This is a genomic window from Aquimarina rhabdastrellae (genome assembly GCA_947387485.1).
Lineage (GTDB): Bacteria > Bacteroidota > Bacteroidia > Flavobacteriales > Flavobacteriaceae > Aquimarina.
The window spans coordinates 93,801-119,187 of the sequence record CANDNT010000004.1 but is presented as its reverse complement, the minus strand read 5'-3'; the positions used below and the strand labels follow the sequence as shown (position 1 = coordinate 119,187).

The following is a 25,387-nucleotide window of genomic DNA, read 5'->3' as shown; positions in this document are numbered from 1 at the left end:
ACTACTCTTAAAACTGTACAACATAATCAGCTTATAAAAAATCAATAAAAAAACTGTCAATGAAAGATATAGCTATCATAGGCTATTCAGGTATATTACCAGATGCTAACACAATAGAGCAATTAGCCGATAATTTAAAAAAAGGACATGTATCAATTGGAAAAATTTCAAAGGAAAGAATTAATGATACAACTATACCAAATAATATAGATTATTGCCATGGAGGCTATTTGGAAGATATTTCTAGTTTTGATCATAAGTTTTTTGAAATCTCATTAGGAGAAGCAGAACAAATTACACCACATCAAAGGCTATTGCTTCAAGAAGCGTATAAGACATTTGAAAGGGCAAATTATAACCCTAATGATATTAAAGGTAGTAATACCTCTGTTTATGTAGGAGATACTTCGACAGAATATTATCTTTTGGCAGAAGATATATCTCCATCGCTTATAGCTGGTAATATGAAATCTTTAAATGCTAGTAGAATTTCAAGATTTTTTGACTTGAGAGGAAGTGCATATAATATTGATACAACGTGCTCATCTGGCTTATCTGCGTTAAGTGTAGCTGCAAATGAACTATATTTAGAACAGACAAAAATGGCATTGGTATGTGGTGTTAATCTTCAAGTTTTTCCACAACATACAGAATCAGCATTGAAGATGGGAGTTGAGTCAGGTAGTGGTAAATGTAGTCCATTTTCTGCAAATGCTGATGGTACTTTATCAGGAGAAGCTGTTGTTTGTGTACTTTTAAAAAAGTTAGAAGATGCTATTACTGATAACGATACAATTCATGGAGTAATAAAAGGAATAGCTATAAATCAAGATGGCGCAAGTTCTGCAAGTATTACAGCACCAAGTAGTGAAGCACAAACAGAGGTAATAAATCAGGCTATAAAAAATGCTGGAATTAGGCCAGATGAAATTTCATATATAGAAGCTCATGGTACAGGCACTAAACTTGGGGATCCAATAGAGATAGAAGGTTTAGGAAAAGTATTTGCTCCATTTTTATCTAGTGAAGAAAGTATTTATTTATCAGCTGTAAAATCAAATTTAGGACATTCTGATAGTGCTGCAGGACTTGTAGGACTTATAAAGATTTTGTTATCATTTAAAGAAAATACTATTTACCCTTCAGCAAATGCATTACCATTAAATGAATATATAGATTTTAAGAGTGCTAAAGTTGAAGTAGTAACAGAACCTATTTCGTGGAACAAAACGAAATATGAAAGAAAAATAGCAGGGATAAGTTCTTTTGGATTGATGGGAACTAATGTTCATGCAATCATAGAAGCATATGAGTCAAATAAAATAATTAAAAAGGAAGATGTCAAGAGTAATTATGTATGTCTTTTCAGTGCAAAAAGCTCAAATAGTTTGTATAGCTATATACAAAGTTTTGGTGCATACCTTGAAACCACACAAGATGATATAATAGATATCACATCAATGCTAAATCAGAAGCCGATTTATGAATATCGTTTTTCAATATTAGCAGATAATAAAAAAGAACTGTTAGAGAAAATCAGATCAGTAAAAATAGGGGATTTAGAAAGGTCTGAAAATAGTAATTCTACTCTTTTACTTTTTGATAACGGTATAGATGATTCATTAACTACTGATAATTATACTGATCTAGGTATAGAAAATACTAGAGATGAGAATTTAAACCCAAATCAAAAAAGCCTTTTAATACAGTATTTAACATATAAAAAAATTTTAAGAACTGGATTGGTAATTAAAGATATGTTAGGGTATGGATTAGGAAAAACTGTAATTAAGGTAATCAAAAATGAAATAAGTTTAGAAGAAGCTTTAGAAAAGTTGTCTGAAGAAGTTTTTGAAATAGACGTTGAAGAAAAATTATTAGAACGAGCTAAAGCACTAATAAATAGATATAGTGATAAATTGACTATTTTAAATATAGGATGTGAAGGGACTCTTTTTAAGATATTTAGAAAGATTGAAGATGTAAATGTATGTAGTATTAGAACTATTAACTTTGAAAGAGATAATGAATTTAATGTATCATTAAATTCATTGTTTGAGTTTAAGAATACTATGTCGTTTAAAACCTTATATAGTAATAAAATTTATTCAAAAGTTATACTACCGACTTATAGCTTTGAAACAACAAGATGTTGGTTAAGGTCAGAAAATAATCCTTTAGGAGAACTTCCTGAATTTGGGCAAGTTAAAATTCAAAAAACTAGCAAAGAAGATGATATTAAAGGACTAAATACACTTGAAATTCTTATTAAACTATGGGAACAAGTTTTAAAAACGAAAACAAAAGGTGAAGATGATTTTTTCGAAATGGGAGGACACTCATTAAATGGTCAGCAATTGATTAATTTAATAAACGAGAATTTCAATTTAACTTTTGATATAGATACGCTATTTGACTATGGAACTCCTATAGAGATGGCAGCTCATATAGAAGATATAGCAGATGTTAATATTCCAGCTAATGAGAATGTTATTGAACAAATACCAATAGAATCAAGTTATGAAGTTTCATTCGCACAAAAAAGATTATGGTTATCGTCTAAATTATCAGGAAATACATCAAGTCTTAATATAGCAGAATCGGTTACCATTACAGGAGAATTAGATTTGTCGAGTTTGAAAGAAGCTTTCAAAATTTTGATTGATAGACATGAATCGTTAAGAACTAATTTCTTTCTAAGTGAAACAGGACTTCGTCAAAAAGTATTGTCAATAAATGAGTTAGACTTTGAGGTTGAGATAGAAAACATAGAGAATAATGAAGGATCTCAAATTAATGAAATGATATTGAATTTTCATGAGAAACCTTTTGATTTAGATAAAGGAGCTTTGATTAGAGTTTCTGTTTTTAAATTATCAACAACCAAACATATTCTTAATATAGCAATTCATCATCTGGTATGTGATGGTTGGTCAACTAGTATTTTACAGCAAGAAGTTTTTCATATTTATAAATGTTTAAAAGATGCAAAACCAATAGTTTTAGATCCTTTAACGGTTCAATATAAAGACTATACAGCATGGTTGCTTAAGAAGGTTACTTCTGGTGAATTTGAGGAAGCAAAAAGGTATTGGTTGCAAAAATTTGAAAAAAAAACATCGGTATTACAGCTTCATGATCAAAAAGAAAGACCAGCTGTTAAAACATATAATGGTACTATAACTACGTTTAAAATTTCTGATGAGATATTCACTAAATTAAAAAGATACACAAAAGATAAAGGAAAAACACTAACAATGATGTTAAGTACTTTTCTTAATATTTTATTATACAAGAAATCTGGAAAAACAGATATTACTTTAGGTTTACCTATAGTAGAAAGAGATAGTAAAGAATTAGAAAATCAAATAGGTCTTTATTTAAATATGATTCCATTAAGAATGGAATGGGATGAAAACAAGAGTTTTGAAGAACTATTAGAACTATGTTCTCAAATGTTAAAAGAAGGGTACAAACATAAGTTATATCCTTTTGAATTGTTAGTTGAAGAGCTTAAAATTCCAATTAATAATGATAGATTTCCACTAGTTGATGTTGTATTATCGGTACAAAATTTCGTCAACTTGGATATAATGGGAGCATTAAATAAAGATAATGATGCATTAAAAGTTGAACGATATAAAACCGAGGGGTATACATCTGCTCAATTTGATTTGGCATATAGATTTATTGAAGAAAATGAAAAATTGCATTATGAGATAGAATATAATACAGATTTATTTTCTAAAGAGACTATTGAGCATTATCATGTTATGTTTGAAAATATAATTGAACAATGTATTGATATTCCTAATAATGTAATTAATGAACTAGAACTAAATGAAGAAAGACATAGAATAGATAAATTACTAAAATTATCAGGAGCAAAGAATAAAAAAGATGCATCAGAGAATATCGTAAATCACTTACAAAAAATAATACATACATATAAAGATAATATAGCTGTTGTTTACGAAAGCGAAGAAATTAGTTATAAAGAAATAGATACTCTTTCAGATAAAATTGCTTTATGTCTTATAGATAATGAAGAATTAAATTCTGGCGATAGTATTATACTATCAATGAGTATATCACCAATGTTAATAGCTAGTATTTTAGGAATTTTAAAAGCTGGGATGATTTATGTTCCAGTAGATGTTAATATGCCTGAAATACGTCGTAAATACATAAGAGAAGATGTAGGTTCAAAGCTTATTATTGATGATTTATGGATAAAATCTTTTTTAGAAAAAGAAGAAGAAATAGAAAATAGAATAATTTCTTTTGAGAATATAAAACTTGATGACACTGCTTACATAATATATACATCGGGGTCTACAGGAAAACCAAAAGGAGTAGCAATAAGTCATAAGAATTTGATGGAACTGATGATTAATTGTAATGATGAGCATTATGATTTTTCATCAAAAGATGTATGGAGCTTATATCATAGTTATTCCTTTGATTTTTCTATATGGGAGATTTTTGGCCCGCTATTTTTTGGAGGAAAGTTGATATTACTTGATAGAAATAAAATAATTGATTTTAAACACTATTTAAAAAAGATTAATGATTATGGCATTACAGTATTAAATTTTACACCTAGAGTTTTTAATGAATTTGAAAATGTAAGACGATCTCAAAGAATTAGCTGTTCTTCTGTACGATATTTGATTTTTGGAGGAGATATATTGATTCCGTCAATTTTAAAAGAATGGAAGAGTACACATCCTAAATGTAAATTAATAAATATGTATGGTATAACAGAAATTACTGTGCATGGTACATTTAAGGAATTGGGAGATAGAGAGATTGAATCTCAAGGTGCAATTAGTAATATAGGAAGACCCTTACAAGGTTTAAAGTTTTACATTCTTGATGAACAGAAAAAGTTATTACCAAAAGGAGAAGTAGGAGAAATTTATATAGGTGGAGATCAATTAGCTACTGGATATTATAACAATGAAATTATTACAAATGAAAGATTTAGTAATGATGAGAGATATGGACTAGGTAGACTTTATAGAAGTGGAGATCTTGCTCGTTGGATGTCTAATGGAGATCTAGAGTATATAGGACGAATAGATGATCAAATAAATCTAAACGGATTTAGAATAGAACTTAATGAAGTAAAATTAGCACTACTTTCCTTAGCTAATATAGAAGAAGGACATGTTACTACTTATGAAGATAGCGAGGCAATAACATTAGTTGCTTATTATAAAACCAATGAACCAATAGATGAGTCAATAATCAAAGAGGAGTTAAAAAAGATATTACCTTATTATATGATTCCAAATATGTTTATAGGGGTTGATAAATTAGAGCTTAATAATAATGGTAAAATAGATGTAAATAAACTACCTAGGCCATTAAAATCAAGAATAAATATTAATAAAAACACAGCCAAAGAGCCAATACAAGATAAAGTAGAAAAAGTTTTTAAAGCAATATTGAATCTTGAAGAAATTGAAGAAAATGTAAGCTTTTTTGATATGGGAGGGAACTCATTACAACTAGTAAGACTTCATACAGAAATAGATTCTTTATGGCCAGAACAAATGCAGATACCTGATCTATTCGAATATAACTCCATTAAAGATATTTCTGAATTTTTAAACAAACCAGAAGTTAAAAGTGAGGAAAGTAAAGAAGAAGAAATAGAAAAAGTTGATTTTTTAGAAGTATAGTTAATTAAAAAGAATTGAAAAAATGAACAATATAGCGATTACAGGAATAAGTTTAGAATGCTCTGGTGCCAGTTCTTTGGAAGAATTTAAAAAGGGATTGGAAATAGGTAAAATGAATATTGGGCAACCTACAGCAGAAAGAATTAAACATTCCTATATTTCTGAAAAAGAAGAATTCTATCCTTATGGGTATTTAAATCGTGTGGATGAGTTTGATCATACTTTTTTTAAGCTTTCAAAAGCAGAAGCTGATGCTATTGATCCTGGACATAGGCGTTTACTAGAGAAAGTTTGTGAAGCAATTGAAAATGGAGGATATAATCTCGATGAGGTTTCTAAAAAAAAGACAGGATTATTTATTACTGTTAATAAAGAAACATATAATTATTTATATCAATCACCAAACCCACAATTAGATTTTGTTGGGGGAATTAGCTCAATGGCATCGGGTAGAATAGCTCATTTACTTAATATTACGGGGCCAGTAATGAATATAGAAACAGCATGTTCTTCATCTTTAGTGGCAGTTCATGAAGCTGTGCAAAAACTAAAAAATAAAGAAATAGAATATGCTATAGTTGGAGGGGCTAGATTATTGTACGACTTTCCTGATATCAATCGTTTTGATAACGATGCAGTAATGTCTCCAGATGGAATTTGCAGAGCTTTTGATGAAAATGCACAAGGGACTTCTGGAGGTGAAGGTATAGCTGTGATAGTATTAAAAAGAGAAGAAGATGCTATAAATGCCAACGATAATATTTATGCACTAATCAAAGGGTCGGCAATCAATCATGATGGAAGTTCTTCTAATGGACTTACAGCTCCAAGTCCTTCTGCACAGAAAGAAGTATTATTAGAAGCTTGCTCAAATGCAGAAATACCTATTTCTAGTGTAGGATATATTGAAACTCACGGTACAGGGACAAAATTAGGAGATCCAATTGAATATAAAGCTATAAAAGAAGCTTTTGAATCAAATTCTGATGCTTTTGATTTAAAATTAGGAACATTAAAACCTAATATCGGTCATCTTGATAATATGTCGGGAATTTTCGGATTAATAAAAGCAGTATTAGTATTACGAGAAAAGAAATATTTCCCAACTATAAATTATAAAAAGTTGAATTCTTTTATTCAGAAAGATAAAAGGATTAGAATCGAGAATGAAGAAGAAAATTGGGTTTTAAATACAGATAATCCAAGGAGAGCTGGAATTAGTTCTTTCGGTTTAAGTGGTACAAATGCTCATGTGATCCTAGAAGAATATGCAAAAGAAGAAAAATATTTTATCAACGAAAATGAATGGTTCAAGATTTCGGCAAAAAATAAAGAGAGTTTATCTTCTTACACTAACGAATTAATAAGGTTTTTTGATACAAAAAAAGATAAGCCGCTTAAAGATATTGCATATACATATAACGTAGGAAGAAAAGATTATGAATATGAATTAATTATAGAAGGTGATGAAACTAGTATAGTAAGTGATTTATATAAAAAGAATAAAAGTATAGATGCTTTAACACCAAGGAAGAAATCTTCTAAAATTGCTTGTTTTTTTACATCAGAAATTATTTCTGAGGAGCAATTAGAAAGAACTAAAGCAAAATTTCAAGCATTTAAAAAGCATTACGATAATATTAGAATAGATAATCTTTCTAAGAAAACTAATACAACTAATATATACCAATATGCTATTTATAGTTTTTTAGAGAAAAAAGGATTAGAGTTTAGTCATTTAATATGTAATGGTGATGTTGCTAGGAATACAAAATATTTAATAGAAGGGAAATATGATCAAATTAGTTTATCAAATACAATAGAAAAAACCAGTATTAATTGGGATAAACTTAAATTAATAATAAGTAAATTAAAAGAAGATAATAGTACTTTTTTGTATATAGGTAATAATCCAGATATATCGAATAAATTACAATTGATGTGTGTTGAATATGATTTGCCGTATATTGATTTTATTAATAAAATGCTATTGTCAAATCGTAATATATGGGCCAATTTGTATGATACAGGAATTCGATTTGATTGGGATTTATTCTATAAAGATGAAAATGTAGAAAAAGTAATAACTCCTACATACCCTTTTCAAAAAACAGCTTGCTGGAATCCTATAAAAAACCCTTTACTATTTGATAACATAGAAAATAATAATGAAGAAGAAAAAATTGAGAAAGGATCTACTATAGATGATGTAGTTATTAATTTATTAAAAACTACAATACAAAATGACTCTTTCTCTTTAGAAGATGACTTTTTTGAATTAGGAGGTAATTCTATAGTTGGAACCCAATTTATAAATAGAATTAATGAGCTATTTAATATTTCATTAGAGTTTGATGAACTTTATGATTGTTATAGTATCAACGAGATAATATCATTAGTCAAAGAGAGATATAATGATATAGGGGATATAGAGGTAGAGGAAGTTAAGATTGAAAGTGAAGAAAAAGTAGTATTACCTCTTACTAATACTCAATATAGAATTTGGGTTGATTCTCAGAATATAGAAGAGTCAATAGCGTATAATATCAATTTTAACATTAAGATAGAAGGAAACATACAACCTAAGATATTAGAAGAAGCATTTAATAAATTAATTGATAGACATGAAAGCTTAAGACTAAGATTTTTAATAGATGAAGAAGGTAATGCATATCAAAAAATAATTCCTTCAGGACAAGTACCTTTAACTTTAGAAGTTTCAGAAATTGCAGCATCTAATACAGACCAAATTTATAAGAGCATTTTCAATAATTATCAAATTCCATTTAATTTAGAAAAAGGGTCTTTATTAAGGGCAAAACTTATCAAATTAGCTAATGATAAAAATATATTGGTACTTTCTTTTCATCATATAATTTTTGATGGGTGGTCTTCAGGAACGTTTTTAAATGAATTGATGGAAACCTATATGAAGTTGTTAAGAGGGATATCAATAAATGTAGAAATACCTTCAAATCAACAATATTCAAATTATGTTAAATGGTTTGTAAATGAAATTAATAAAGACTCCATGTTAAAACATAAAGAATATTGGAAAGAAAAATTAGTTGGAACGTATGAAAAAATAGATATAGGCAAGAAAAGTGGTAGCATAGCATTTCAAGGAGCACAAAATGAATATAAAATCTCCGAAGTAATAAAATCCAAATTATTAAAAATAGCTAAGGAACAACGAACAACACTATTTGTTGTTCTATTAGCAAGTGTAAGAACTTATCTTTATAAAATTAGTAAGCAAAATGTTATCATAGGAACCCCTGTTTCAGGAAGAATGAAGCAAGAATTTGAAAAGACTTTAGGGTTATTTATAAATACACTACCTCTTAAAACAACAATAGATAAATCGCATAGTGTTTTATCTTGTATAAATAAAGAAAAAGAAACGGTTACAGAAGCATTACAACATCAATTATATCCATATGACTCGATAATTAATGATCTAGATTTAAAAAATGATAAAGGAAACTCTTTATATGATATAATGGTAATTCTTCAAAATCAAAACAACCGTTTTGGTTTAGATGAAATTATAAACGAAGATCTTCCGATTAAAATTGAGGAAGGAATAGAAATTAAAGAAACCAAAGTAAAAACAGAATTAGCATTTACATTTTTTGAAAATGAAAAAGATTTAGATCTAAATGTAGAATACAATACAAGTGTTTATAATCCAAAATTAATGGAAACTATTATAAATAACTATATTTATTTTTTAAATGATTTTACAGAAGAAATTCATAGAGAAATAACTGAAGTAGCTTCAATCTGTAAAGCTGAAGAGGAAAAAATATTAAGAAAGTTTAATGACACTAAATTAAATTACAATAGAAAAGAGTCATTTGTTTTTAAAATAAGAAATAATGCAAAAACAACCCCTACTAATATAGCGATTTTTGACAATGACAAAAAAATCACATATAGAGAGGTTGAAGAGAGGAGTAACGCATTAGCAAATTATTTGGTAACTAATTATGGTATAAAGCAAGGTGATTTAATAGGAGTGAAATTAGAAAGAAATTATTGGTTACCAATAGTGTTATTAGCAGTTATAAAAACTGGCGCAGCATATGTTCCTATTGATCCAAAATATCCAAAAGATAGAATCACATATATAGAAAAAGATAGTTCTTGTAAATTAACAATAGATAATAATAAGATAAACACTTTTCTAACTCAAGAAGATAAGTATTTAAATGATTTTAAAATTCCAGAAATAGATGAACAGCAATTAGCTTATATTATTTATACTTCTGGATCAACAGGAAACCCTAAAGGGGTAATGATTACGCATGAAAATGCAACTTCATTTATAATGTGGTGTAAAAAAGAATTCAATTTAGAAAAGTTTGAATTGGTTTATGCAGTGACATCACATTGTTTTGACCTATCAATTTTTGAAATCTTTTTTACATTAAGTACAGGGAAACCATTAAGAATATTACAAAGTGGATTAGAGATTGATAAGTTTATCGAAAAAGATAAAAATATTTTACTAAATACAGTACCATCTGTAATCAATACTATAATTGATAAAAAAATAAATTTAAAAAATGTAGTAATGATAAATATGGCTGGTGAACCTTTACCAATACACTTAATAAAAGCATTACCATATGAACGTATTGAAATAAGAAATTTATATGGTCCATCAGAAGATACAACCTATAGTACATGTCATTTGGTAAAAACAGATAAAGGAACTTCTGTACCTATAGGTAGACCTATAGGAAATACAAAGGCATATGTTTTAGATGAAGAAATGAATTTATGCCCTATAGGTATTAAAGGAGAATTATATTTGGCAGGTAGTGGTCTGTCTAAAGGCTATTTAGGAAAAGAAACGCTTACAGATGAAAAATTTATAGCAAACCCATTCATGAAAGAAGAACGTATCTATAGTACGGGTGATATTGTTCATTGGCTCCCTAATGGAGAGCTAGAGTATGTAGGTAGAAAGGACGCTCAAGTAAAAATAAGAGGATATAGAATAGAATTAGGAGAAATAGAAAATTGTATTCTTGAAGAAAAAGAATTTATAAAAGATGCTGTAGTAGACGTAAAAGAATGGCAAGGACAAAAGGAATTGGTCGCTTATTTAGTTTTAAAAGATAAGAATGATGATGATAAGGTGAAAAAGTATTTAAAATCAAAATTAATTACTTTTTTACCAGAATATATGTTACCAAAATATTTTGTATATCTTGATAAGATACCTTTGACCCCTAACGGTAAAGTTAATAGAAAAGCATTACCTGAGATAGATGAGGATAACCTAATGAAACGTGAATATATTGCAGCGCAAAATGATACTCAGGCGCAGATTATATCTTTATGGAAAGAGTTTCTTGTTGTAGAAAAAATCGGGATTTTAGATAGCTTTTTTGATTTAGGAGGAAATAGTCTTGTAGCGACAAAAGTAATCGCAAAACTTAATCTTTTATTTAATACGGATTATCCATTAGATTTTTTATTTCATGTAGAAACTATTAAAGATATAGCTAAATATATCGATAATGGATACACGTTTAATGAAGACTATTATATATTAGGTAACCCTGAAGCTTCTCAGATTATTTTTGCCTTCCCACCAGGGTTAGGTTATGGAACAGCCTATAAAGAACTTTTTGATAATCAAAAAGATGTTAAAGTTATAGCATTTAATTACCTTGAAAATCAAGAAAATAAGATTATGCATTATGCTGATATAATAGAAGAACTCCAGCCAGAAGGTGAACTTATTTTCTTCGGGTGGTCAGCTGGAGGTAATCTTTCTTATGAATTAGAAAAGGTAATGTATGAGTTATTTGGAAGAAGAGTATCTAATACGATTATGCTTGACTCATATGCTAATAATGAGCACTGGACAGAAGAAGATTTTGATCATTTAGATGATTTTGTAAAATATGATTTAGGTTTAAAAGAACTACTAGATCAAAGTGCAAATGTTTTATATAGAGTTAAAGACAGAATGTTTGACTATTGTAAAACAGTACACAATATTGATTATGATTATAAAAGTAATGCTAGGTTATACTTTATCAAAGCTACAGTAGAATTGGCTCCATATGAATGGGAGTCACTATATGATGAAATTGAATATTATGACGGAATAGGGGAGCATTACGATATGCTTAAAGAAGAGTTTTTAGAAGATAATAAAGAAATAGTTTTAAACATTGTAAAAGAGATATTGCATAATGTTTCTGTAGTTGTTTAAAAAGCAAACTAATAATCTTTTTGAAACAATAGTTAATTAAAAAAATTGGAAAATTATATTGCATATCAAAAATGTATATCAAAGACCGAAGAATTTATCTTGTTAGGTAAATTAAATGAGGCATTAGAATATTATCTAAAATTAGGAGAAACATATTCTTTTATGTTTCCTAGAGATTCCTACATGGGACTTCAATTAGCAGCGTATCTTGAGGATAAAAAAAACTTTGATTTTTTCGTATCGTTAGCTGCAAGAAGCGGATGTTTTGAAAGTTTCCTTAAGAGCAATCTACATATAAAAAGATATATTAAGAATTACGGATGGAATGAAAAAGAGTTTGCAAAAAGTAATGATATATATATAAACAATATTAATCACGATTTAAAAAAAGAATTAACAGTTGATTTTAAGTATGATAGAAAATCAATGTTAAGATATAAGTATATACCTTTATATAAACAACATTTATTCAAAAAATGGGAACTTGAGACAAAAAAAATAACAGAAAAATTAGCTGTTAATATTATATCATATGGTTTTCCTTCATATAAAATAATAGGTACTGATGATATAAAGTTATTTAAAGGAAGTTTAACTTCTGATATGGCTATAATTATATTGGCACATGATCCAGAAAGGATTGAAGAAATGGATCAATCATTATTTTTTGAAGTAAAAAAAGGTAACTTACCCATTAGAGGATATGCTTTTTTGAGAGATGTTATAGCATTTAAAAGAATAAAAAGAAACAATATACAAGGAAATACATATGATACATATAAGTATGGAAGTTTATCAAAATGGACTACTTATGATAATATTGAATATGTAAATCAAAATAGAGAAACAATAGGTCTTTTACCCTTAGAAAAAGAAGAGAAAAGGGTAATAATGAATAATAACTATTTAAAAATGAAGAAATATTCTCTTTTTCCTAAGATGAATAAAGAGAATCCTTTCTTTCACTTTCTAACCGAAGAGTTATTCTAAATCTAGAATTAACACCATTATAAACTATTTAAGATATTAAAAGAATGATGAAATTAAAAAGCATCATAGTATCCTTATTTATTATAAATATTGGATACATAGGCTTTTCTCAAGAATTAATTGAAAAAAAAGAGTATCAAGCAACAATAATAGAATCAAAAGAAGTTCCAATAATTGATGGGCTGCTAGACGATAGTTTTTGGTCAAAAATAAATTGGGAAGGAAATTTTGTTCAAAGAGAACCAGAAGAGAATGCTAAACCTAGTCAAAATACAAAGTTTAAAATAGGTTATGATAATAAGTTTCTATATGTAGCTATTAGATGCCTTGATACAGAACCAGATAAAATAGTAAAGAGGATGTCAAGACGAGATGGTTTTGAAGGAGATTGGGTAGAAATAGTTATTGATAGTTATCATGATTTAAGAACAGCGTTTTCATTTACACTATCAGCAGCTGGAGTGAGAGGTGATAAAGCAATTATAAGTAATGGAGCAGAAGAGGATATAAGTTGGAATCCTATTTGGTATGCAAAAAGCTCAATAGATGAAAAAGGATGGGTTGCAGAAATTAAAATTCCTTTTACACAATTGCGTTTTGGAAACCAATCAGAGCAAACTTGGGGTTTGCAAATAGTTAGAAATTTTTTTAGAAATAATGAAACTTCTGTTTGGCAAAGAGTTCCGTTAGATGCAGCAGGTTGGGTAAGTGAATTTGGTAAACTAAAAGGGTTGAACAATGTCAAATCAAGAAAACCTTTAGAAATTCAACCATATATAGTAGGAGCTTTAGAAACTTTTGAAAAAGATCCAGAAAATCCATTCAGAGATAAGAATATAACATCATTAGAAGCCGGATTAGATGGGAAAATCGGAGTAACTAATGATCTTACACTTGATTTTACAATTAACCCTGATTTTGGACAAGTAGAAGCAGATCCTGCAGCAATTGCTTTAGATGGTTTTCAAATTTTTTTCAGAGAACAGAGACCATTTTTTGTTGAAAATAAAAATATTTTTAATTATCAATTTTCATTATCTCAAGCAGGCAGCACTTTTGGAGATGATAACCTTTTTTATTCGAGAAGAATTGGTAGAGCTCCACAAGGAAGAGTGAATGCTCAAAGTGGGGATTTTATTGATGCACCAGAAAGAACAAAAATATTAGGGGCAGTTAAGTTTAGCGGTAAAACTAAAAAAGGACTTTCTATTGGTATATTAGAAAGTGTTACATCGAGAGAAAGTGCAGAGATCTATAATAATGGTAATACTAGAAAAGAAATTATAGAACCATTAACAAATTCTTTTGTAGCTCGAGTTCAACAAGATTTTAATGATAATAATACATTCATTGGAGGAATTTTAACAATGACTAATAGAAAAAATGAAGAGAATACTTCGTTTTTGCATAAGTCGGCAATAACAGGAGGAGTGGATATTACACACCAATGGAAGAATAGGGCATGGTATGCTTCGGGTAATTTAGTAATGAGTCATGTTAAAGGTAGTAAAGAAGCTATTTTAAGAACTCAAACAGATATTACTCACTTATTTCAACGAGAAGATGCATCACATGTATCGATAGATCCTGATAGAACTTCTCTAACAGGAACAGGAGGTAATTTAAAATTTGGAAAATTAGGGAATGGTAATTTTAATTTTGAAACAGGAGTTACATGGAGATCTCCAGAATTAGAGTTAAATGATTTAGGGTTTATGAAACAAGCAGATGATATAAGAAATTATTTGTGGTTAAAATATAAATCAATTAAACCTTTTAGTGTTTTTAGAAATGCCTCAATAAGTGCAAAACAATGGCTAACATGGGATTTTGAAGGTAATAATAATAGAATTGAATGGAATCTGGATGCAGAGGGAGTATTTAATAACAATTGGTATACTGGAATGGGACTTATCTATAAACCAAGAGTTTATTCTAATACAATTTTACGCGGTGGACCTAGGTTTCGTTATCTATATGAAGTAGGAGGATGGTTTGCTGTAACTACAGACCAGCGTAAGAAAGTGTACTTAAGTGCAGATACATTTTATATTGGAGGGAATCAAAAGAATTTTGATTTCTATGATTTTAGAATAGGTGTTACATACCAACCTTTTAATCAATTTAGTATTTCCATAACGCCAGGTTTTTCAAAAGCAGAAAACTTTTTTCAATATGTTAATCAGTTGGATTACAATAACTCACCGAGATACATAACAGGAGTAATAGATCAAGAAACTATTAGTATGGCTATCAGATTGAATTATAATATTAATACGAATTTATCTATTCAATATTATGGAGAACCATTTGTATCTACAGGAAAATATAGTAAACTTAATTACATTAATGATCCCGTAGCATCGTCATTTGATGATCGATTTAATTATTATAATGCTAACCAAATACAATTCAATGATGCGACAAATACTTATGAAGTTGATGAAAATGAAGATGCAACTATTGATTATAGTTTTGCAAACCCAGATTTTTCTTTTGCACAATTTAGGTCGAATATGGTATTGAGATGGGAATATATTCCAGGTTCAGAACTTTTCTTGGTTTGGTCTCAGGGAATTACAGATTATGCAAATCCAGAGGAACAATTATTTGATAATTTAAAGAGTCAACTTTTGAAGAAACAATTAGATAATACTTTTTTAGTAAAACTAACCTATCGCTTTTTAAGATAAATCATTTTATGAAACCAAAAATTATTGCTTTTCCTTTTGCAGGGGGAAACAAATATTCTTTTCCTTATTTAAAAGAAAAGTTTTTGAATGAAAAGATTTCTTTTAGCGTTTTAGAGTATCCAGGAAGAGGCAGACGTATAAGAGAATCCCTATTAAAAGATATAATAGATGTCGCTAATGATGCGTATGAGCAATTAATAAAAGAGATTCCAGATAGAGATTATATTATATATGGACATAGTATGGGGGCGATAATAGGATATTTGGTTTGTATTAAATTACAAGAGTCAAATCAAAAAATGCCTATAAAATTAATAGTTTCAGGAAGAGAAGCTCCTACAGCCTTAGATACCAAGGAAAGATTATTTGATCTAGAATCATCTGATATATTTTGGAAAAAAATACATGAATTAGGTGGCTTATCTGTAGAATTATTAAGTGACCATAAATTGAAAACATTTTTTGAACCAGTTTTAAGAGCAGATTTTCAATGTATAGAAAACTATCAATATCAATCAAAACCTAAAATAACAATTCCAGTACATGTGTTTTATGGCACAGATGAAAAAATGACTAAAGAAGAATTAGATGGATGGAAAGATATTACCATATCTCCAGAAATTACATTCGAAAGTATAAAGGGAGATCATTTTTTTATAAATAATAATTCTGTTTTTGCAGAAACGATACTTCAATATTTTTAAAACCTTACTTATTACTATAATTATGTTTAAATTATCTATTAAAGATATTATATATCTTATCATCTATGCTATTCCTAATACCATATTCAGTTTTGGAATTCTATATATAATTAATAATTCAATTTCGGGAGGTAAAGAATTTTTTTCTGATGCCGAAGGTTGGGGGTTTATGGGGTTAGTAGCTGGAGCCTATTTATTAAATATTATTTTTCAAAAATGGCTTAACAGGAAAACTTACAAGATACTTTATGAGAATGAGAAAATAATTTTTGAAAAAATATTAAATGCAACATTGTTCAAGATTGAAAAATCTGGTATGGAACGTTTTTATACTGTGGTAGAGGATATTAGAGTTTTTGCTTTTTTACCAGGAACTATTACTCATACTGTAAATGCAATTTTAATGCTTATGCTATGTGTAGTTTATCTATTTACATTATCGATACCTTCAGCATTAATAGTTTTAGGAATATTAATAGGTGTATGTTCTATGTATGTGTTAGTTATAAAAACTATGACAAATAAAATTTTAAAACTTAGAGAATATAATGAAGTGTATTATAAATACGTAGATGATTTAATAAAAGGATTTAAAGGATTTAAATTAGATAAAAGAAAAAGAAAGAATATACTTAATACATATTTATATCCTAATAGAGAAAAAGCAGAGAAAATTGACTATATAACTAACTATATTTTTTTATCGATAAATCTTATAAGTCAATATGGATTATATTTTGCTGTTGGAGTTATTTTGTTTGTCTTGCCAGAAACGGGCTTGCTAGAACAAAAGGATGTAATAGCATATGTTGTAGTTATACTTTTTATGACAGGACCTGTTAATGTACTTATAAATATGCAGAGTTCATTTGCTAAATTCTCTGCGGCAAATAAGAGAATAAATAGTTTTCTAGCAGACTTTAAAGAAGAAAGAAAAGAAGATTTTTTAGAAACAATAAATAGTAATTTGACATTTGATTCAATAGAATTTAAAAATATTGAATTTAATTATGAAAATGACTTAGATAAATCTTTTTATCTAGGCCCACTAAATGCAAAGATTAATAAAGGAGAAACTATTTTTATTATAGGAGGGAACGGTTCAGGAAAAAGTACATTTATAAATAATCTTACTGGATTATATAAACCATCTAAAGGAGAAATATATGTAAATAACCAAAGTATAAGTGATACAGAACTTTTGCAAGAAAAAATTGCAGCTGTTTTTACAGACAATCATATATATTCTCATAATTATGATGATTATAAATTAAATAGTAACGAGTTGTATAGTAAATGGTTGGAAATCATGAAAATGGATGATGTTGTTGATGCAAATGAAGATGAATCAGCAAGAAGGACATTTTCAAAAGGACAAGGAAAGAGGATGTCATTAATTTTTGCACTATTAGAAAACAAACCTGTGTTAGTTTTAGATGAATGGGCTGCAGATCAAGATCCTTATTTCAGAAAATTCTTTTATGAAGAGTTGATTCCTAAATTAAAAAATGAAGGTAAAACTATTATCGCAGTTACTCATGATGATGCATATTTCCATATGGCAGATAGAATAATAAAATTTGATTATGGTAAAATTGTAAAGGAAGTAAATGTAAAAAAAGAGGAAGCAGCAAAAGAGATGTTGTGGAGTTAAAAAAATAATAAACATTTTTAATTAAATCACATTTACGAATACTTAACAAGATAATCAAGCTATAGTTGACTATCAGTTTTAGGTGCATAAAAAACAGACAGATGAAACTTACACTTCCTCAGCAAGATGTTTATTTTGAGCAACTTTTATACCCTAAAGACCCTATCTATAATATTGGGGCAAAAATTAAGATAGAAGGGAATATTGACATTAAGTTGTTTAATAAAGCTTATATAGAATTAATTAATCAACATGATACTTTTCAAGTATATTTTGAAAAATTTGAAGAAGAAATCATAGGAATAAAAACTTCAAAAGAGATTGAAGAATTAGAGTTTTTAGATTTTTCAAAAAATAAAAAACCCGAAGGAGAAGCAAACGTATTTATGCAAAAAGCTTTTCTTAATGCATTTGACCTTAATAAAAAAGACACGTTACCATATAAATTTTTATTGATAAAAATAAGTGATTCAGTATATTACTTATTTTCAGTTTATCATCATATTATTACAGATGGATGGGGAACATCATTAATGTTTCAACGATTGGTTAAAAACTACAACGAGCTAATTGAAAATGATAATATAGTAACAAAATATCCATTTGAATATAATGATTTTGTTGAAGACGATAAAAAGTATAGAGATTCTGTATCGTATAACGAGGATAAAAATTATTGGGTAAATCGATTTAATTCTCTTCCAGATAATTTATTTGAAAAAAAGAAGCAATTAGGTGCATTAAATAAAAGTAATAGAGAAGAATGTTTTCTTTTAAGAAATGAATATGATGCGTTAATCAATTTAGCTTCCAAAAATAAAGTTACAACGTTTCATGTAATACTAGCCGCATTAGCTACTTATTTTGCTAAGAGGTATCAAAAAGATGATATAGTAATAGGTATACCTGTTTTAAATAGAAGCAAGGCTGTTTTTAAAAAGACGGTGGGACTTTTTATGGGTATAGCAGCACTTAGACTATCAATTAATCAAGAAGATTCTTTTGTAGATATGTTACATCAAATAAAGAATCAATTAAGAAAAGATTATAGACATCAAAGGTTTCCTATAGGAAAACTTATAAAAGAACTCAACCTTTTTAGTGAAAAAGAAAAACTGTTTAATATTACCTTGTCATATGAAAAACAAGATTATGCAGATAATTTTAAAGAGACAAAAACAACAGTAATACCGTTAACACACGAGTCTGAACGTGTTGCATTAGCAATTTATATACGTGAATTTGATAAAAACTCACCTGTTAAGATAGATTTTGATTATAACCTAAACTATTTTAATAATGTAGAAATAAAAGAGTATATAGCGCATTTTAAAAAAATATTATCTAGTGTAGTAAAAAGACCAAATCTATCTATAAAAGAGATTTCATATTTAACAGCTAATGAAGAAAACTATTTATTAAGAGAATTTAATAATACAGTTAGATCATATAATTCTAGAAATAGTTTTCTTGATGAAGTTGAGAAGCAAATCATAAATAATCCAGATAAAACAGCTATAAGAGATAAAAATAGCATTTTAAGCTATAAAGAATTAGGTATACGCTCAAGTAAGATAGCTTCATATTTAAAAGAAGAAACAGCATCACCTATTATTGGAGTTCTTTTATCGAGATCAGTAAATATGATAGCGGTTCTTCTTGGGATTTTAAAGTCAGGAAAAGCTTATATTCCTTTAGACCCTTCTTTTCCAAAAGAACGATTACAATATATTGTTGAACATAGTGAATTACAGTTTTTAATAACCGAAAATAGTGATCAGATAAAAGATTTTTCTAATGTATTAGGAATTACTATAGAAGATCTTTTAGAGCAAGCTAAAAGCATTAATTTTTTTACTGATCATAAAATAGATAGTGAAGACACAGCATATATAATTTATACATCAGGTTCGACAGGAAATCCTAAAGGAGTAGAGATTGGACATAAATCTTTGTTGAATTTTCTCTATAGTATGAAGAATTCACCTGGAATTACTGAAAAAGATCTTTGGTATGCGGTAACTACATATTCATTTGATATTTCAATATTAGAGTTTTTTGGATCACTCTTTTCTGGAGCGACGTTATATATAGCGAATCAGCAGACTTTAGCAGAACCAAGTGCTATTATTGAAGAAATAGAAAAGGTTAATGCCACGATAATACAAGCAACACCTAGTTTTTTTCAATTACTGTATAATAGTGGTTGGAAAGGAAATAAGAATGTTAAAATATTATGTGGTGGAGATGTGCTTAGCTTGAATCTAGCTGAAAAAATATTAGAAAATACTAAGGAATTATGGAATATGTATGGGCCAACAGAAACTACAATCTGGTCTAGTATAAAACAAATAAAAAAACCTTCAGATGCTTTTAATGTTGGTAAACCAATAGCCAATACCCAATTTTATGTTTTAGATAAGTATAATAATCATTTACCTATAGATAGCGTAGGTGTTTTGCATATAGCAGGAGATGGTTTAGCCAAAGGATATTACCAAATGCCTTTGCTAACCGAAGATAAGTTTAAGGTTGATATAATAAAAGGAAAACGATTATACAATACAAATGATTTAGTTAAATGGAATAGAAAAGGTGAGTTACAGTTTATAGGAAGAAATGATAATCAAGTAAAAATTAGAGGTTATAGAATTGAGTTAGGAGATATAGAAACACACCTTGATAATATAGAAGAAGTTAAGAAAGCTATTGTAATATCTAAACGAAACTCTAATAATGAATCGTTTCTAGTAGCTTATATAGAAGAGAGCGATAAAAAAATAGATATAGAGAAGGTTTTTCAAGAATTAAATAAGGTATTACCTAAATATATGATTCCTTCATATATAATACCTATTGAGTCATTTCCATTAACACTCAATAAAAAAATTGATAGAAAAGAATTATCTAAGAAAGAAATTACAATATCCGAAGCAAAAAAGGTTGCAAATACACCTATTGAAAAGCAAATAGAAGAATATTGGAAAGAGGTTTTGGAATACAGCAAGGATATAGACACTAGCACAAGCTTTTTTACTATTGGAGGACATTCTTTAAATGCTATAAAATTAGTTCATAAGATTAATAAAGAATTAAATTACAATTTATCATTACGATTTGTTTTTGAAAATAATACAATAAAAGATCAAGCTATTTTTTTAACATCATATAAACCTGAGAAAGAAGAGGAAATAAGCAAAGCAGAAATAAAAGAATTGTATGAATGTACTCCATCTCAACATGATATTTGGATAGCCTCTCAAAATAAAAATAGATCTATAGCATATAACATGTCTGCTGCATTTGAAATAATAGGAGAGATTTCTATTGAAAAAATAAACAATGCCATTAATGATTTATTAAATGAAAACGGATCTCTTATCACCAATTTTATTGAAAAAGATGGAAAGGTTTATCAAAAGATAAATGAGAATCATAAATTTAAAACTGTATATAAAGAGACCACAAAAGACTATGTTGATGATTTAATAAATGCATATGTTCGAGAAGAATTTAAATTAGATAAAGATCTTTTGATAAAAGCAATGTTATTACAAATTGATAACAGTAAGCAGCTATTGGTTTTTTCTACACATCATATCATGATGGATGGTACTTCAATAGCTTTATTTATAAAAGGATTTGTTGAAAAATATACACAAAATAAAAAAAATATAAATCGAAAATTCCCTCAATTTCAGGATTATTCAGAATGGTTAAATAATAAAATATTAGATAAAGGTTCTAATGATAAATTTTGGAAACAATATCTAGAGGGATACCATAATGAGCCTATTTTTGATTATGATGAAGAAGTTTTAGATGATTCCTATTTAGGAGCTAATTATTATTTGAGCTTAACAAAAGAAGATACAGATCAGATTAAAAAAATGCTAATAGTACAAGGATCTACTATGAATATTTTTTTAATGGCTACAATGCATTTATTAATTTATAAAATCACTGGATATAATGATAGTATTATTAATACTGTTAATTCAGGAAGAAATCATACTTCATTAGATGAAGTGATTGGAATGTTTGTAAAAACACTTCCTTTAAGAATTAATATTAACAAAAATAATTCTTTAGAAGAAATATTAGATAGTGTTAAACATAATATGTTAGCGATCGATAAAGAACAAGATTTACCATATATCTATAAGAAAAATATACATACAGATGTATTAATGGTTTTTCAAAACCCTGATTTTTCTTATAAGGAAACAATCGAGGTTAATGATTTTGTAATTAAAGAATACCCTATAGAGTTAGATAATAATAGAGTAAGTTTATTATTTAACTTCTTTATATTAAATGATGAACTTAAATTAGAACTTAATTATAATAAAATAAAGTATCATGAAAATACAATTGAATTAATGATAATGAGTTTTAAAAAACTCATGGAAGAATTAATTAATAAACCTTTCTTATCAATTAAAGAATTAAATTTAGATTTAATTATAGAAGAAAAAGATGAGATTTTTATCGATTTCTAATCATTAATAGAAGATTATAATATTAAAATTATATAAAATATGAAAAGATTAATTATTCAAGGAAGCTCTAGAAGTAATGGAAATACTCATAAAGTAGTAGAACTATTTAGAAAAGAACTTCCCGCAGATATAGTTGATTTAAATGATTATAAAATTGGCCATTTTGATTATGATTTTAAAAATACTAATGATGATTTTTTACCATTATTTGAAAAAATCATTGATAACTATGACATGATTATTTTTGCTACGCCAGTTTATTGGTATAGTATGAGCGGTCATATGAAAGTTTTTTTTGACAGAATTACTGATTTTTTAAAGATTAAAAAAGATAAAGGGCGTCTTCTTAGAGGAAAATATTTTGGAACAATAAGTTGTGGTTCAGAAGATTTGCCAGTTGAAGGTTTTTTTATCCCATTTAGAAATAGTGCAGATTACTTAGGTATGAATTATATAGGTGATGTACACGTGGGAGTAGAAGAAGAAATTACTACATATATAGAAAACAAAATAAAAGGGTTTACAGAGAAAATTAAAGATGAAGAAATAATAAAAGCATAATTAATTATAATATAAAAAAGCTAGCTTGGAATATTATATTCCAAGCTAGCTTTTTTTATGATAGACACTAATAGCAAATATTATTCATAAAAAGTTACAGCACCAGTATGGATATCATACATAGCTCCAACAATTTGAATTTCACCACTATTGTGCATTTCGTTTAAAACTTCACTATCCTCTTTGATTCTTGCAATAGTTAATTGTACATTCTTAGCAGCAACTTCATTTACAAAATCAATATTAGAAGAATTTCTTAAACTAGGATCTTCTGGAGAAGTAACAGCATTAACAGCAGGCTTAATATTTTCAAGCATACCAGTAAGCTTTCCTAATTTTGCATCATCACAAGCACCTTTAACAGCACCACAAGCTGTGTGACCAAGAACAACGATTAATCTTGTTCCAGCTAATTTACAAGCAAACTCCATACTACCTAAGATATCATCATTTACAAAGTTACCCGCAACACGAGCACTAAAGATATCTCCAACTCCTTGATCAAAAACTAACTCGGCAGAAACTCTAGAATCAATACAACTTAAGATAGTTGCAAATGGGAATTGCCCAGTAGAAGTATCTTTTACTTGTTCGATTAAATTTCTATCAGCCTTTAAGTTTTCTTGAAATCTTTGATTTCCTTCTTTTAATTGTTGTAATGACTTTTCAGGAGTCATTGTAGCCTGTGTTTCTTTAGTATGTGCTTTCATATTATGTTATGATTTTGATTAAAATTATTAAGCAGTTTTAGTTCTCAATTTAAAAAATTCTATAAAACTGTCTGGGTTTTCAATTATTCCACGTTCAGAGATTAATTTGATATCAATGCTCTTTTCTTTCGCCTTAAAAGCAAAATCTTCTAAGATCTCAATAATATCATTATCTAGATATCTCGTTTTTCTTACATCTAAATCTAAGTACGTATCGTTTGGTAAACTATCAAGTTCTTTTAATATAGCTCCTTTATTAAAGAAAGTAACTTCTTCTGCCAACGTCATTTTAATCTTATGCTTACCATTACTTTTGTCTTCAATATGTAAAAAGTGTGAGTTTTGGTAACTTTTAATAAGAATAACAACAATACCTACAGCTAATCCTAATCCGATACCATATAATAAATCTATAAATACAATACCTAGAACTGTTACTACAAAAGGTATGAATTGTTTCCAACCTAATTTATACATTTTTAAGAATAAAGCAGGCTTTGCTAATTTATATCCTACAATAAGTAAAACCGCAGCCAAAACAGATAAAGGAATCATATTTAATAACGTAGGTATGATTACTACAGAGATTAATAATAAAAATCCATGAATAATCGCCGAAAATTTAGTTCTACCACCAGATTGGATATTTGCAGAACTTCTTACAATTACCTGAGTAATTGGTAATCCACCAATCATACCTGAAATGATATTTCCAGCACCTTGAGCTAATAATTCTCTATTTGTAGGAGTTACATTTTTATTAGGGTCTAATTTATCTGTAGCTTCAACACATAATAAAGTTTCTAAACTTGCAACAAGAGCAATTGTAAAAGCAACAACCCAAACATCTGGACTAGTTATTACACTAAAATCTGGAAAGCTAAATTGCGCTAAGAACGAAGATGTATCTTCTGGTACAGGAACACTTACTAAATGTGTCTTTGCAATATTTAATAGATCATGAGAAGCTGTTAAATTATAGAAAATAATACCTACAACAACCGCTACTAAAGGTCCTTGAATAACTTGAAATATTTTAGCTTTTTTAGATAAAACCTTATCCCAAAATAATAAAATACCTAAACCAATAATTCCAATTAAGGCAGAACCAGGACGAATATAGTTCAAGGACTTAAATATTTCAGAAAAAGTGTTTTCTCCATCAACTTGGAAAAATGCGAAATCTCCTTCTGGATTTGCATCATATCCAAAAAAGTGAGGGATTTGTTTTAAAATAATGATGATCCCAATACCAGTTAACATTCCTTTGATAACCGAAGAGGGGAAATAGTATCCAATTACTCCAGCTTTTAAAACACCAAATAAAATTTGAATGATACCTCCTAGTACAACTGCTACTAGAAACTTTTCATAACCACCTAGAGTTCCAATTGCAGTCAATACAATTGCAGCAAGTCCAGCTGCAGGACCACTAACACCAATTTTTGAACCACTTAAACCTCCTACTACAATACCACCAATAATTCCGGCTATTAATCCAGAGAATAATGGTGCTCCACTAGCCAAAGCTATACCTAAACACAAGGGCAGTGCAACAAAAAACACTACAATACTTGCAGGTAAATCATTTTTTAAATTAGAGACAAAATTAGTCATACGCTATTTGTTATATATTATTATACTT

The 25,387-nt window shown here is 28.1% G+C and carries 10 protein-coding genes; 8 read left to right on the top strand and 2 right to left on the bottom strand.

Annotation, left to right across the window (positions count from 1 at the left end; translation table 11 throughout):
• The first annotated feature begins 59 nt into the window (after positions 1-59).
• The 8 genes from ACYEKI_RS09095 to ACYEKI_RS09060 all read left to right on the top strand — a co-directional run bounded on the left by ACYEKI_RS09095 (position 60) and on the right by ACYEKI_RS09060 (position 23,032).
• Positions 60-5,690 (top strand): amino acid adenylation domain-containing protein, encoded by a 5,631-nt coding sequence (locus ACYEKI_RS09095; RefSeq protein ID WP_459210873.1) that lies wholly within the window; start codon positions 60-62, stop codon positions 5,688-5,690.
• A 22-nt stretch (positions 5,691-5,712) separates the two neighbouring features.
• Complete coding sequence (locus ACYEKI_RS09090) at positions 5,713-11,928, top strand: amino acid adenylation domain-containing protein (RefSeq protein ID WP_459210872.1); 6,216 nt, start codon at positions 5,713-5,715, stop codon at positions 11,926-11,928.
• Positions 11,929-11,973: 45 nt separating this feature from the next.
• Positions 11,974-12,918, top strand: a complete 945-nt coding sequence (locus ACYEKI_RS09085; RefSeq protein WP_459210871.1) for a hypothetical protein — start codon at positions 11,974-11,976, stop codon at positions 12,916-12,918.
• A 44-nt stretch (positions 12,919-12,962) separates the two neighbouring features.
• On the top strand, positions 12,963-15,611 hold the full coding sequence (locus tag ACYEKI_RS09080) for a DUF5916 domain-containing protein (protein WP_459210870.1): 2,649 nt from the start codon (positions 12,963-12,965) through the stop codon (positions 15,609-15,611).
• Positions 15,612-15,619: 8 nt separating this feature from the next.
• Positions 15,620-16,315: a thioesterase II family protein gene (locus ACYEKI_RS09075; RefSeq protein WP_459210869.1), complete on the top strand. Its 696-nt coding sequence runs from the start codon at positions 15,620-15,622 to the stop codon at positions 16,313-16,315.
• A gap of 22 nt (positions 16,316-16,337) precedes the next feature.
• Positions 16,338-17,969, top strand: a complete 1,632-nt coding sequence (locus ACYEKI_RS09070; protein WP_459210868.1) for a cyclic peptide export ABC transporter — start codon at positions 16,338-16,340, stop codon at positions 17,967-17,969.
• Between the two features lie 101 nt (positions 17,970-18,070).
• A complete protein-coding gene (locus ACYEKI_RS09065) occupies positions 18,071-22,471 on the top strand; it encodes an amino acid adenylation domain-containing protein (protein WP_459210867.1) in 4,401 nt (1,466 codons plus the stop codon).
• Between the two features lie 39 nt (positions 22,472-22,510).
• Entirely contained in the window at positions 22,511-23,032 is a 522-nt protein-coding gene (locus tag ACYEKI_RS09060) for a flavodoxin family protein (protein WP_459210866.1), read from the top strand.
• A gap of 80 nt (positions 23,033-23,112) precedes the next feature.
• Here ACYEKI_RS09060 and ACYEKI_RS09055 read toward each other — a convergent pair whose 3' ends face one another.
• Entirely contained in the window at positions 23,113-23,742 is a 630-nt protein-coding gene (locus tag ACYEKI_RS09055) for a carbonic anhydrase family protein (RefSeq protein ID WP_459210865.1), read from the bottom strand.
• A gap of 27 nt (positions 23,743-23,769) precedes the next feature.
• Entirely contained in the window at positions 23,770-25,359 is a 1,590-nt protein-coding gene (locus tag ACYEKI_RS09050) for a SulP family inorganic anion transporter (RefSeq protein ID WP_459210864.1), read from the bottom strand.
• Between the last annotated feature and the right edge of the window lie 28 nt (positions 25,360-25,387).

What these genes read in the sequence shown, in the direction of transcription:
- ACYEKI_RS09095 (WP_459210873.1), top strand. Translation starts at nt 60, where the DNA reads ATGAAAGATATAGCTATCATAGGCTATTCAGGTATATTACCAGATGCT.
- ACYEKI_RS09090 (WP_459210872.1), top strand. Translation starts at nt 5,713, where the DNA reads ATGAACAATATAGCGATTACAGGAATAAGTTTAGAATGCTCTGGTGCC.
- ACYEKI_RS09080 (WP_459210870.1), top strand. Translation starts at nt 12,963, where the DNA reads ATGATGAAATTAAAAAGCATCATAGTATCCTTATTTATTATAAATATT.
- ACYEKI_RS09075 (WP_459210869.1), top strand. Translation starts at nt 15,620, where the DNA reads ATGAAACCAAAAATTATTGCTTTTCCTTTTGCAGGGGGAAACAAATAT.
- ACYEKI_RS09070 (WP_459210868.1), top strand. Translation starts at nt 16,338, where the DNA reads ATGTTTAAATTATCTATTAAAGATATTATATATCTTATCATCTATGCT.
- ACYEKI_RS09065 (WP_459210867.1), top strand. Translation starts at nt 18,071, where the DNA reads ATGAAACTTACACTTCCTCAGCAAGATGTTTATTTTGAGCAACTTTTA.
- ACYEKI_RS09060 (WP_459210866.1), top strand. Translation starts at nt 22,511, where the DNA reads ATGAAAAGATTAATTATTCAAGGAAGCTCTAGAAGTAATGGAAATACT.
- ACYEKI_RS09055 (WP_459210865.1), bottom strand. Translation starts at nt 23,742, where the DNA reads ATGAAAGCACATACTAAAGAAACACAGGCTACAATGACTCCTGAAAAG.
- ACYEKI_RS09050 (WP_459210864.1), bottom strand. Translation starts at nt 25,359, where the DNA reads ATGACTAATTTTGTCTCTAATTTAAAAAATGATTTACCTGCAAGTATT.